Genomic DNA, 11,353 nt, shown 5'->3' on the forward strand with positions numbered 1-11,353 from the left:
GGCGGCAAGAAAGCGGCGCTCTGGAAACCGCGTCAGCGGCACGATATATGCCGGCCTATGTCCGCATCGTCCCTTGCTGCGCCGCTCACTATTTTGATCGCGCCCGACCCGCGTCTCAAGGCCCGCGCCCGCCCGGTGCGGCCCGAGGATGGCGCCGAGGTCGCGGCCCTCGTGCCACGCCTGTTTGACGCGATGTATGCCGCGCCCGGCATCGGCCTTGCCGCGCCGCAGGTCGGCGTTGGGCTCAGGCTTTGCGTCGTCGATCTGCAGCCGGACGATAAGCCGGCGCCGTTGGTGCTGATCAATCCCAGCGTCGTTGCCGCCAGCGCCGAGACCGCGACCCGCGAGGAAGGCTGTCTTTCGCTGCCCAATCAATATGCCGACGTCACCCGCCCGGCGCGCGTTACCGTCCGTTTCACCAATCTCGAGGGAAAAACCCAGGATCTCAGCGCCGATGGCCTCCTCGCCGCGTGCCTCCAGCATGAGATCGACCATCTCGATGGGATCCTGTTCGTCGACCATCTCTCGGCCCTCAAGCGCAACATGATCCTCCGCCGTCTCGCCAAGGAGCAGCGCCAGAAAGCGGCGGGCTGAGATGCGGCTCGCGGTGATGGGGAGTGCTGCCTTCGCCATTCCGGCGCTGGTTGCGCTCCAGGCGGCGGGGCATGAGATCGCGATGGTCTATTGCCAGGCGCCGCGCCCGGCCGGGCGCGGGCAGAAGCCACGGCTGGGTCCGGTGCACGAAAAAGCTTTGGCGCTCGGCCTTCCCGTCGCGACCCCGCTCAGCCTCCGCGATCCGGCGGCGCAAGCGGCGTTCGCGGCGCTCGATCTCGACGCCGCGGTGGTCGCGGCCTACGGGCTGATCCTGCCGCCGGCGATCCTTGCCGCGCCCCGCCGCGGCTGCCTCAACATCCATGCCAGCCTGCTGCCGCGCTGGCGCGGGGCGGCGCCGATCCAGGCCGCGATCCTTGCTGGCGATCGCGAGACCGGCATTACTATCATGCAGATGGATGCCGGTCTCGATACTGGGCCGATCCTCCTCCAAGAAAGCGTGCCGATCACCGAGGAGACCACGGCGGCGGCGCTGCATGACACGCTCGCCGCGCTCGGCGCCAGGCTGATCCTGCGCGCACTCGATGAAACGCCGCCGCCGTCGCCGCGGCCGCAGCCGCCGGGCGCGACCTATGCCGCGAAACTCACGCGCGCGGAGGGCCGGATCGACTGGGCGCGCCCGGCGGCGGCGATCGCGCGCCAGATCCGCGCCCTCAACCCCTGGCCCGGCACCTTTACCGACCTCGCGGGGGCGACCCTCAAAATTCTCGCCGCGCGCGCCGAGGCGGGTACGCCGTCGGCGGCGCCGGGGACGGTGCTCGATGACCGGCTCGCGATCGCCTGCGGCGAGGGGGTTTTGCGCCCGCTCCGGGTTCAGCTCGCCGGCCGCGCGGCCCTCGATGTCGCGGATTTCCTCCGTGGCCATCCGATCGCGCCGGGGCGCCGGCTCGCCTGATGGCGGATTTCGCCCTCGTTCTCGAATATGACGGGGCGCCTTTCATCGGCTGGCAGCGCCAGGGCGTCGGGATTTCGGTCCAGGAGGTGTTGGAAACCGCGGCGGCGCGGCTCAATGGCGGCGCGCCGGTCGCCGCGATCGCGGCCGGGCGCACGGACGCCGGCGTGCATGCCGCAGCGCAGGTCGTCGGGCTCACCCTCGCCGCCGATTTCGCGCCTGCGCGTCTGCGCGATGCCCTCAATTTTCACCTCAAACCCCATCCCGTCGCGGTGCGCGCCGCGGCTTTCGCGCCGGCGGGCTGGAGCGCGCGGTTTTCGGCGATCGGTCGCGCCTATCGCTATATTATCCTGAACCGCGCGGCGCGGCCGGCGCTTGTCGCCGGGCGGGTTTGGCACGTCCCGCACCCGCTGGACGCGGCGGCGATGCATGCGGCGGCGCAAACGCTGCTCGGGCGCCATGATTTCACGTCCTTCCGTGCCCGCGCCTGCCAGGCGAAATCCCCGCTCCGCACGCTCGACCGGCTCGATGTCACGCGCGACGGTGAGGAGATTGCGATCGTCGCCGAAGCGCGCAGCTTTCTCCACCACCAGGTGCGCAACATGGTCGGAACGTTGAAACTGGTCGGCGAGGGGCGCTGGCGGGCGGCTGACGTCGCGGCCGCGCTCGCCGCGCGTGATCGCGCACGCGCTGGCCCGACCGCGCCGGCGGCCGGGCTCTGCCTCATCGGCGTGCGCTATCCCGAAGGCCTTGATCCGTTTCGGCACAGGTAAGAGCTTCTTTTGACTTCCGAAAAAGAAGCAAAAAGATTTTTGTCCCGTTTTCTCGGAGTTGCCAATGCCTCGGCATGGGCAGTGCCGCAGGCACTGCCCAACGGACAAAAGTTTTTTTGGTTCTTTTTTTCAAAAAAGAACTTTTTTTATCTTTCTCCCGCGCTCAGGCGAGCAGATCGGCGAGGCCGGCCAGCGCGACGCCGAGGGCGAGATCGAGGAGGGTAAAGAGTGCCGCTGGCAGCCCGCCGATCGCGAGTGCCGTGCGGGTTGCGTACCATTCCAGCCAGATCGCCCAACCCAAGGTCACCAGCGCCGCAGTTTGTTGCATGATCACCGGCGCGCCGAGAAATTCCGGCACCGCGCCGAGGGTGAGGAGGACGTATTGCGCGAAATTGCACCAGTTCCACACCGCGAGATAGCGCGGCCAGAGCGGTGCGCGCCCGATTGCCGCAACCAGCGGCCGGGTCAAGAGCGCGAACCCCGCCCAGCCGATGACGAAGCCCAGAAGATCGAGCCCGATCGCGTGCCCGGGATGCGGCGGGAGGGCGCCCTCGGACCAGTCGAGCAAGCGCAGCAGGAAAAACAATGGCAGCGAGAGGAGGGCGGCGAGAAAGCTGCGCCGTGCGCCGGCGAGGCCGGGTTCGATCGCGGTCACCCCGTCGGCCCGCCCGGCGGCCAGCAGGGCCGCGGTGCGCAGGCCCGCGGCGAGGGCCGCAACCCCGGCGTTCATGCCAGGAAATCCGCCAAAATCCGGGCGTAGATCGCCTTCAGCCGCCAGAGATCGGCGATTGCCACCCGCTCATCCACCTGATGCATGGTATCGCCGACGAGACCGAATTCGGCGACCGGGCAATAGCGGGCGATGAACCGGGCATCGGAGGTGCCGCCGCCGGTCTCGAGCGCCGGCGGCGCGCCGCATTCCGCCGCGATCGCCGCGACCAGACGGTCGACATCCGGCCCCGGCGCGGTCAGGAACGCCTCGCCGCTGAGCGCGGTTGCGATTTCGAAGCGCTCGGCGTGCTGCGCGAGGGTGGCGCGCAGCCAGGCTGCCAATGTCGCCCCGGTATGGCGGTCATTGAAGCGGATATTGAGCCGCGCCGTTGCTTCGGCGGGGATCACGTTGGTTGCCGGGTTGCCGATATCGATGCTGGTGATCTGCAGGGACGAGGGCTGGAAATGTGGCGTGCCGGCATCGAGGGGGGCGGCGATCAGGGCGGCAAGCGCCCGCGTCAGGCGATGGGCGGGATTATCGGCGCGGTCGGGGTAGGCGACGTGCCCTTGCGTTCCGAACACCGTGATCGTTGCGTTGAGGCTGCCGCGGCGGCCGATCTTGACCGCATCGCCGAGCCGGGCGCGGCTGGTCGGCTCGCCGACCAGGCAGAAATCGGGGATCTCCCCGCGCTCGGCGAGCCAGGCCATGAGCGGCGCGGTGCCGTCTTTCGCGACCCCCTCCTCATCGCCGGTGATGAGCAGGCTGATCGACCCGCGCGGCGGGCCGGCGGCGAGATGATCGGCGCAAGCGGCGACGAAGGCGGCGATCCCGCCCTTCATATCGACCGCGCCGCGGCCATAGAGCCGCCCGTCCTGCACGACGGCGCCGAAGGGATCGAACGACCAGGCGCCCGCGCCGGCGCCGCTCCCGGGCGGGACGACATCGGTGTGGCCGGCGAAGGCGAAATGCGGCGCGCCGGCGCCGATGCGGGCGTAAAGATTGTCGATCTCACCGAAGCGCAGCCGGGTGACGGCAAAGCCGAGCCCGGCGAGCGCCTCGGCCAGCACGTCCTGCGCGCCGGCGTCGAGGGGGGTGACCGAGGGGCGGCGGATCAACGCCGCGGCGAGGGCGACGGGGTCGGCGGGGTTCAATCGCGGAGCAATTCGTTGATCGCGGTCTTGGCCCGCGTGCGGGCATCGACGCGCTTGACGATCACCGCGCAGGCGAGGGAGGGCCCGGGCCTGCCATCGGCGAGCGGCGCGCCCGGAAGGCTCCCCGGCACCACCACCGAATAGGCCGGCACGCGGCCGTAAAACACCTCGCCGCTGGCGCGATCGACGATCTTGGTCGAGGCGCCGAGAAAAACGCCCATAGCCAACACGCTGCCGCGCTCGACGATCACCCCCTCGGCGACCTCGGAGCGGGCGCCGATGAAGCAATCATCCTCGATGATCACCGGATTGGCCTGGAGCGGTTCGAGCACGCCGCCGATCCCGACCCCGCCGCTGATATGGCAATTGGCGCCGATCTGGGCGCAACTGCCGATCGTCGCCCAGGTATCGACCATGGTGCCGCGCCCGACATAGGCGCCGACATTGACGAAGGAGGGCATGAGCACGACGCCGGGCGCGATATAGGCGGCGCGGCGCACGATCGCGCCGGGAACGGCGCGGAATCCCGCCGCGGCAAAGTGCTGCTCGTCCCAGCCGGTGGTCTTGAGTGCGACCTTGTCGAAGACCGGCGCGCCGGCGGCGCCGGCCATCGGGACCGAAGGATTGATCCGGAAGGAGAGCAGAACCGCCTTTTTCAGCCATTCCGCGACCTGCCAGCCGTTTTCGCTGGGGGCTGCGACGCGGAGTTCGCCGCGGTCGAGCGCATCGAGCGCCGCTTCGATGGCGGCGCGCGCGGGCCCGGCGGTTGCGGGGGAGAGGGTGTCGCGTGCCTCCCAGAGGGCCTCGATGGCGGGGCGGAGTGTCGCTTCGGTCATGCGGTCTCACATCGGCTTCGCGGTGGTGGTGGCGGGCGCGGCGCGACCATGCGATCCCCGCCCGGCGCTGTCAACGCAAGGGGATGCGCCGGGCCGGGGCGCGCGGGGCCTCACGACGAATCGTCAGCACGGTAACGTCACATTTACTCTTCCGGTGTCTCATTGTCGCCACAAGCGTGCACGAGAGCGAAGATGGCGGATGGCGGAATGGAAAGCGGGCAAATGGCGTCCCAGTCCCAGGTATCGCGGCCGATGACCGAGGTCGATCGCAAATTCGCCGAACCGCTGATCGAACCGTTGCGCTCGGCGCTGTTCGACAGCCGCCAGCGCTGGCGGGAATTCGTTCTGCTGACCGCGGATTTCGTGTTCGAGACCGACATGGCGGGCAGGTTCACCTTCATCGGCCCCGATCCCGCGTTCGGCTGGTCGGCGCCGACGCTGCTTGGGCGCAGCGGCAGCGAGATTCTCGCCGAGCCGGCGGCGCAAGGCAACGTCTTCGTGCCGGTGGCGAGCCGCCAGCGCCGCCAAGTGTGGCTGCGGCGCCACGATGGCTCGCTCGCCTGTCTGCGCCTTACCACCGCACCGATGACCGATGGCGAGGAACGGATCGTCGGCTTGCGCGGCTCTGGCGTCGAAATCACCGAGGAGGAGGATCGTCGCGGCGAAATCATCGCCGCGCTCCGCCGCAATGAGGTGATCGACCATATTCTCTGGCACGTTCGCCAGGAGATCCTGGCCGCCAACATGGCGCGGGCCGGGCTCGGCGCGCTGTGCCGTGCGCTCGGCGCAGACGGTGGGGCGGTGATCGATCTGCATCGCGACGCCGCCCTCGAATGGCGCGGCGACCCGGTGCGCCATCAGACGATGGACGTTCCCGAGGAATTCGTCGAGCTTGCGCTCGAGCATCTCTGCCGGCCGCAGCAGATCGGGCCGATGCCGATCGCAGGGCCGCTCGGCGAGCGTCTTTTGGTCAGCTCCTGCGCCGCCCGTCTCGGCGGGGCGGCGGCGGTGCTGCTCTGGCGCGGCGTCACCGGGCGCGAGTGGGAGGGGGAGGATCGCGCGGTGATGGCCGCCGCGGTCGGCATTCTTCGTCTCGTGCTCGAACAGGAGAGCATCCAGCAGGACATGGCGCGCCAAGCCCGCACCGACCCGCTGACCGGCCTCTTCAACCGCCGCGCCTTCGTCGAGGAGGTCGAGCGGCGCATCGCCCGCCTCGATCGTGAGAGCTTGCCGGGCACCCTGATTTTCGTCGATGTCGATAATTTCAAGTCGGTAAACGACCGGCTCGGCCACGAGGCGGGGGATCAGGCGCTCATCATCACCGCGACCTTGCTCCGCGCGACGGTGCGCCCGACCGATCTCGTCGCGCGGTTCGGCGGCGATGAATTTGCCCTCTGGCTCGATGGCGCGGACGAATTCTCCGCCTCCGAACGCGCCGCGGCGCTCTGTGAACGCGGCCCGAGCGAACTTGCGCATCTCGCGGCCGGGGAAACGGTGCCGATTTCGCTTTCGATCGGCATCGCGACGCGCTGGCCGAACGAAGGGCTCGATCTCGACCATCTCATGCGCCGCGCGGATCAGGCGATGTATGATGTCAAGCGGACCGGCCGCGGCCGCTGGCGGGTCGCCCGTGCGCCCCGCGACGAGGATCCGCAATGACGCCGGTCGGGATCACCGACGCGCCCGGCGTGCCACTCGACGAGGCCAGTGAGGCCGCGCGGGTAAGGAGCGGCGCCAGCCGCACCACCGCGCCGGCGGTGCTCGAACGCCTGGCGAGTGACCCCTCGGTCACGGTGCGGGCGGCGGTCGCGCTCAATCCGGCGACGCCGCCGGCCGCCGACGAGATCCTGGCCGCCGATGCGGATGAACGGGTGCGGGTCTTGCTGGCCCGCAAGCTCGCGACATCGCTGCCGCTCATCGCCGCCGGCGATCAGGCGCGGCTCTGCGAACAAGCCTATCAGACCCTGATCCGTCTCGTCGCCGATGAAGCGGTGCGGGTGCGCGCGACGATCGCCGAGATGATCAAGGAACTCCCGAACGTGCCGCAGGCGCTGGTGCTTCGCCTCGCGCGCGATGCGACCAGCGTCGTCAGCGTGCCGATCCTGCGTTTCTCGCCGCTGCTCGAGAGCGAGGATCTGCTGGCGCTGCTCGCCGATCCGCCGCACAGCGGCACCGCCAGCACCATTGCCCGCCGCGCCTTCGTTCCCGCTGCCGTTGCCGAAGCGATCGCGGCCAGCAGCGACAATCAAGCGATTCAGATCCTGCTCGAAAACCCGCGGGCGCAAATCCGCGAGGCAACGCTCGATGCCCTCATCGCCCGCGCCAAAGGCGAGCCACGCTGGCACGCGCCGCTGGTTCGCCGCCCGGCACTGACCGCGAAAGCGGCGCGGGCGCTGGCCGAAATCGTCGCGACCGATCTCCTCGGCGAATTGTCCCGCCGCGCCGATCTGCCGACCGAGGCGATCGCCCTGCTTCGCCAGCGCTTGAGCGCCCGGCTGGGCGTGCCTGAGAAGCCAAGCGCCCCCGAAATCCCGCCCGATCTCGAAGCGGCGCTCGCCTGGGCGCGGGCGCGGAATGCCGAAACCCGGCTCGATGAGTCGCTCCTTCTGGCCTGTGTGCGGAGCGGCGATATCGTCCGCTGCATCGCCATTCTGGCGGTCGCCGCCGAGGTGCCGGCGGCGCTGATCGAGCGCTCCCGGCGGCTGCGCCACGCCAAGGGCTTGGTCAGCCTGGTGTGGAAGGCCGGGTTTTCGATGCAGGTCGCGGGGCTGCTGCAAACCTTGCTCTGCGATTTGCCGCCGGCGAGCCTGCTTTCGCCGAAAGCCGGCGGCGGTTTTCCGCTCACCGCCGAGGAGATGCACTGGCAGATCGAGTTCCTCGAGCATATCGCCGTCTGAGCGCCGTCTTACGCCCGCGGCGCGGCTTGCGCTGGCGCCGCCGCCGCGCCAGAACGGCGCCGGCCAGCGGAGGACGAAACAGCGATGGACCAGCGCGTCCTGGTGACTTACCGGGTGCGGGGCGAGGCGGCGACGATCGCCGAACGCGCCGCCGCCCTTGCCGTCGAGCAGAGCGTCGAAATGCCGCTTGCGGCAATCAGCGAGCGCTCTGTTTTGGAGGAGATCGTCGGCGAGGTCGCAACGATCGTGGATCGTGGCGAGGGCGTGTTTGAGGTCGGCATCGCGCTGGCCGTGGCGACGATGCTCGGCCGGCGCGGCGGCGAGGCCGGGCAGATGCTGAACATGCTGTTTGGCAATTCCTCGATCCATGAGGACGTCACGCTCTGGGATATCGCGGTGCCGGCCGGTTTCGCCGCCGGGTTCGCGGGGCCACGGCACGGGATCGCCGGGTTGCGCCGGCGCCTCGGGGTTGGCTCGCGGGCGCTGACCTGTGCCGCGCTCAAGCCGCAGGGGCTGGGGCCGGCGGCGCTGGCGGCGCTGGCCTCGCGTTTTGCGCGCGGCGGTATCGACATGATCAAGGACGATCACGGTATCGCCGATCAACCCTATGCGCCGTTTGCCGAGCGGGTGCCGGCGTGCGCGGCGGCGGTTGGCGCGGCGGCGGCGCAAACCGGTCATCCGACCCGCTATGCGCCCAATCTTTCGGGCTCGCTCGATGATCTCCGCCGTCAGATCGAGGTCGCGCGCAAGGCCGGGCTCGACACCGTCCTGATCGCGCCGCTGGTGGTCGGCTTGCCGGCGTTTCAGATGATCACGCGGGAAAATCCCGATTTCGCGTTTCTCGCCCACCCCGCCTTGGCCGGCGCTGCGCGCATCGCGCCGGCGCTGCTTTATGGCAAGCTGTTTCGTCTGTTCGGGGCTGATGCCGTGATCTATCCCAATCATGGCGGGCGGTTCGGCTATACGCCGGAGACGTGCCGCGCCATCGCCGAGACGGCGCGCGCGCCCTGGGCCGATCTCGTGCCCGCGCTGCCGGTGCCGGCGGGGGGGATGACACCGGCGCGGGTTCCCGAGATGCTGGCATTTTATGGCCGCGATACCATGCTGCTGATCGGTGGCGCGCTGCTCGCCGCCGGCCCCGCGTTGGTCGCGGAAACCGGCGCCTTCGTGCGCCAGGTCGCGGAGAGTTCCGATGTCTGATCCCGCCCTTCCCGCGTTTCGTGCCCTCGACGCCGCCGCCGATGCGCTCGCGCATGGCGGCCTCCGCTGGGAGTCCGTGCCGGTCCTCGCCTACAAGGAGGACGCGACGACGCCGTTTCGCGCGGTAACCCGGCACGTGCTGTTCCACACCCCCGAACTCGCCGCCGAGTGGCGTTATTTCGAGGTGGCGCCGGGTGGATATTCGACGCTGGAGCGCCATGAGCACGCGCATGCGGTGATGGTGCTCACCGGGCATGGCCGGGCGCTGGTCGGCGAGGCGGTGCAAGCGGTCCGCCCGTTCACTCTGGTATCGATCCCGGGTTGGACCTGGCATCAGTTCCGCGCCGCCCCAGATGCCCCCCTCGGCTTCCTCTGCCTGGTCAATGTGGTGCGCGACAAGCCGCAACTCCCAAGCCAAGCCGACCTCAAGGCCCTCCGCCGCAACCCGGAGATCGCGACATTTCTCGACGGCGGACATGAGTGACGCGCCACCTGATCCGCGGCAGGCTTATTGGAATGAACTCACTACCTGCAAAATTGTCGCCTGCTACGTCAAACGCTATCGTGACAGGCAGATGGTCTGGATCAGGGCGATCGGAATTTTCAAAGCCATTGTGACTAGCGGAACCATCGGCGCTTGGGCGGTGTGGAAGGAGCATGCATTCCTCTGGGGTACCCTGTTGGCCGCCGCTCAAGTTCTGGATGCGGCCAAGGAATTCATGCCGCAGACGAAAAATATACGAAACGCCAGCGACTTTGTCGCCGCGCTGGAATCGATCCTCATCGATGCGCGCTTTGAGTGGTATGAAATGTTCAGCGGTAAATATGATGCTGACGAGATTATGGCGAGGTGGCGGAAGCTGGCGAAGCTTCTCAGCGAGACCGAAGGAAAATATTTTCCTGAAGGGCTACCAGTTGACCCGAAGCGGCAAAGGCTTGCGGAGGCGGACGCTGACGCCTATTTCAAGAATGTGTACGGCACCGGGAGCGACGCTAATGGCTGATACCAAAACTGACAAAACGCCGCCGAAAGGGGATGAGTATTTCTGGCAAGTCAGGCACGATAGCACCCTAATTGCCAGCCCGCGCATTTCCATTCCGATGCCGAGTGGTGCCAAGCCACTCCCGCAAAAGCCGGCCGGACAAGCCCCCAAGCCGGGCAAGTCATCGTCGTAATCGGCAGTGCCGCAGGCACTGCCCAACGGACAAAAGTTTTTTGGTTCTTTTTTCCAAAAAAGAACGAGTCTTCCTTTCGTTACCCCGGAATCAGCGCCGCCCCGAGGCGGGCGAAGGCGAGGGAGAGGTTGCCGACAGCGGCGGCGTTGGCGCTTGCGGCGGTGCCGCGGCGGGCGCGGGCGGCGATGCCCTCGAAGATCACCGCGAAGCGAAACAGCGCGAAGGCGGTGTGAAAGGGCTGCAGGGGTGGGGCTGGGCCGCGCCGGCTGCGATAGTAATGCGCGAGATATTCGGCCTCGCTCGGGATGCCGAGGGCCGCGAGGTCGAGCCCCTTGAGCCCGCCATATTCCTCCGGCCGGCTGCGCCAGGCGAGCGCGCTGAAGGCGAGATCGGCGAGCGGGTGGCCGAGCGTCGCCAATTCCCAATCCAGCACCGCGACCACGCGCGGCTCGGTCGGGTGGAACATGAGATTGCCGATACGAAAATCGCCGTGGCAGAGCGTCGTCGTGTCGTCATCGGGGATATTGGCGGCAAGCCAGGCGGCGAGGCGTGAGAGATCGGGGATGTCGCGAAATCGTTCGCCCTCCCATTGCCGGGTCCAGCGGCTGATCTGGCGCTGGAAATAATTCCCCGGCCGGCCGAAGCCCTCGAGCCCGACCGCGCGCCAATCGACGTCGTGCAGCGCGGCCAGCGTCTCGGCGACCGAGCGGAACATCGCCCCGCGCTCGGCAGCGTTCGCCCCGGCCATCATGCTTTCGGCGAAAACCCGCCCCTCGATGCGCGCCATGATGTAAAACGGTGTCCCCACGATGTCGCGCTCGCCGTGATAGAGCAGCACCGGCGGCACCGGCACCGCGCTTGCGGCAAGCGCCGCGAGCACCCGGTATTCCCGATCGACGGCGTGGGCCGAGGGCAGAACCGGCCCGTCCGGCTGCTTGCGGAGCACGAGGCGGCGGTCATCGAAGGTGACGAAATAGGTCGGGTTGGATTGTCCGCCGGCGATCGGTTCGAGCCGCATCTCGCCCTTGGTGCCGAGCTGGCGGGTGAGAAAATCGGCGAGGCGGGCCGGATCGAAGGGTGGGGTCACTGGCGGGTGGGGCATTT

Annotated in this window: 12 protein-coding genes; 8 read left to right on the forward strand and 4 right to left on the reverse strand. The window is 68.7% G+C overall.

From position 1 onward, the window contains the following. The first annotated feature begins 57 nt into the window (after positions 1 to 57). The 3 genes from def to truA are packed head-to-tail and all read left to right on the forward strand — an operon-like array spanning position 58 to position 2,277. Positions 58 to 594, forward strand: a complete 537-nt coding sequence (gene def / locus DEF76_RS00750; protein ID WP_114910690.1) for a peptide deformylase — start codon at positions 58 to 60, stop codon at positions 592 to 594. A 1-nt stretch (position 595) separates the two neighbouring features. Next, the gene (fmt, locus tag DEF76_RS00755; protein WP_114910691.1) at positions 596 to 1,507 is read left to right on the forward strand and encodes a methionyl-tRNA formyltransferase; all 912 of its coding nucleotides are present in this window, start codon (positions 596 to 598) and stop codon (positions 1,505 to 1,507) included. Beyond that, positions 1,507 to 2,277, forward strand: a complete 771-nt coding sequence (gene truA / locus DEF76_RS00760; protein WP_114910692.1) for a tRNA pseudouridine(38-40) synthase TruA — start codon at positions 1,507 to 1,509, stop codon at positions 2,275 to 2,277. Before fmt ends, truA begins: the two co-directional genes overlap by 1 nt. Positions 2,278 to 2,440: 163 nt before the next feature. Here the strand turns inward: truA and DEF76_RS00770 are convergent, their stop codons facing one another. The 3 genes from DEF76_RS00770 to dapD are packed head-to-tail and all read right to left on the reverse strand — an operon-like array spanning position 2,441 to position 4,976. Then, on the reverse strand, positions 2,441 to 3,007 hold the full coding sequence (locus DEF76_RS00770) for a hypothetical protein (protein ID WP_114910694.1): 567 nt from the start codon (positions 3,005 to 3,007) through the stop codon (positions 2,441 to 2,443). Beyond that, the gene (gene dapE, locus DEF76_RS00775; protein WP_114910695.1) at positions 3,004 to 4,140 is read right to left on the reverse strand and encodes a succinyl-diaminopimelate desuccinylase; all 1,137 of its coding nucleotides are present in this window, start codon (positions 4,138 to 4,140) and stop codon (positions 3,004 to 3,006) included. Before dapE ends, DEF76_RS00770 begins: the two co-directional genes overlap by 4 nt. After that, positions 4,137 to 4,976: a 2,3,4,5-tetrahydropyridine-2,6-dicarboxylate N-succinyltransferase gene (gene dapD / locus DEF76_RS00780; RefSeq protein ID WP_114910696.1), complete on the reverse strand. Its 840-nt coding sequence runs from the start codon at positions 4,974 to 4,976 to the stop codon at positions 4,137 to 4,139. Before dapD ends, dapE begins: the two co-directional genes overlap by 4 nt. Positions 4,977 to 5,198: 222 nt before the next feature. On the opposite strand from dapD, the gene DEF76_RS00785 reads away from it, so the two are divergent. The 5 genes from DEF76_RS00785 (at position 5,199) to DEF76_RS00805 (ending at position 10,077) form a co-directional block, all read left to right on the forward strand. Then, on the forward strand, positions 5,199 to 6,635 hold the full coding sequence (locus tag DEF76_RS00785; RefSeq protein ID WP_162800417.1) for a sensor domain-containing diguanylate cyclase: 1,437 nt from the start codon (positions 5,199 to 5,201) through the stop codon (positions 6,633 to 6,635). Beyond that, complete coding sequence (locus DEF76_RS00790) at positions 6,632 to 7,873, forward strand: DUF2336 domain-containing protein (protein WP_114910698.1); 1,242 nt, start codon at positions 6,632 to 6,634, stop codon at positions 7,871 to 7,873. The genes DEF76_RS00785 and DEF76_RS00790 overlap by 4 nt, the downstream gene beginning before the upstream one ends. An 84-nt stretch (positions 7,874 to 7,957) precedes the next feature. Further along, the gene (locus DEF76_RS00795) at positions 7,958 to 9,073 is read left to right on the forward strand and encodes a RuBisCO large subunit C-terminal-like domain-containing protein (protein ID WP_114910699.1); all 1,116 of its coding nucleotides are present in this window, start codon (positions 7,958 to 7,960) and stop codon (positions 9,071 to 9,073) included. Then, on the forward strand, positions 9,066 to 9,557 hold the full coding sequence (locus tag DEF76_RS00800; RefSeq protein WP_114910700.1) for a cupin domain-containing protein: 492 nt from the start codon (positions 9,066 to 9,068) through the stop codon (positions 9,555 to 9,557). Before DEF76_RS00795 ends, DEF76_RS00800 begins: the two co-directional genes overlap by 8 nt. After that, a complete protein-coding gene (locus DEF76_RS00805; protein ID WP_162800418.1) occupies positions 9,550 to 10,077 on the forward strand; it encodes a hypothetical protein in 528 nt (175 codons plus the stop codon). Before DEF76_RS00800 ends, DEF76_RS00805 begins: the two co-directional genes overlap by 8 nt. Before the next feature lie 251 nt (positions 10,078 to 10,328). Here the strand turns inward: DEF76_RS00805 and DEF76_RS00810 are convergent, their stop codons facing one another. Continuing rightward, a complete protein-coding gene (locus tag DEF76_RS00810) occupies positions 10,329 to 11,351 on the reverse strand; it encodes a phosphotransferase family protein (RefSeq protein WP_114913571.1) in 1,023 nt (340 codons plus the stop codon). Positions 11,352 to 11,353 lie beyond the last annotated feature (2 nt).

Origin of the sequence: Acidibrevibacterium fodinaquatile, from assembly GCF_003352165.1 — a bacterium.
GTDB lineage: Bacteria > Pseudomonadota > Alphaproteobacteria > Acetobacterales > Acetobacteraceae > Acidibrevibacterium > Acidibrevibacterium fodinaquatile.

Coding starts and splice junctions, on each gene's coding strand:
- DEF76_RS00810 (WP_114913571.1), bottom strand. CDS start 11,351: ATGCCCCACCCGCCAGTGACCCCACCCTTCGATCCGGCCCGCCTCGCC.
- DEF76_RS00785 (WP_162800417.1), top strand. CDS start 5,199: ATGGCGTCCCAGTCCCAGGTATCGCGGCCGATGACCGAGGTCGATCGC.
- DEF76_RS00800 (WP_114910700.1), top strand. CDS start 9,066: ATGTCTGATCCCGCCCTTCCCGCGTTTCGTGCCCTCGACGCCGCCGCC.
- DEF76_RS00790 (WP_114910698.1), top strand. CDS start 6,632: ATGACGCCGGTCGGGATCACCGACGCGCCCGGCGTGCCACTCGACGAG.
- dapD (WP_114910696.1), bottom strand. CDS start 4,976: ATGACCGAAGCGACACTCCGCCCCGCCATCGAGGCCCTCTGGGAGGCA.
- truA (WP_114910692.1), top strand. CDS start 1,507: ATGGCGGATTTCGCCCTCGTTCTCGAATATGACGGGGCGCCTTTCATC.
- DEF76_RS00805 (WP_162800418.1), top strand. CDS start 9,550: ATGAGTGACGCGCCACCTGATCCGCGGCAGGCTTATTGGAATGAACTC.
- fmt (WP_114910691.1), top strand. CDS start 596: ATGCGGCTCGCGGTGATGGGGAGTGCTGCCTTCGCCATTCCGGCGCTG.
- DEF76_RS00795 (WP_114910699.1), top strand. CDS start 7,958: ATGGACCAGCGCGTCCTGGTGACTTACCGGGTGCGGGGCGAGGCGGCG.
- def (WP_114910690.1), top strand. CDS start 58: ATGTCCGCATCGTCCCTTGCTGCGCCGCTCACTATTTTGATCGCGCCC.
- DEF76_RS00770 (WP_114910694.1), bottom strand. CDS start 3,007: ATGAACGCCGGGGTTGCGGCCCTCGCCGCGGGCCTGCGCACCGCGGCC.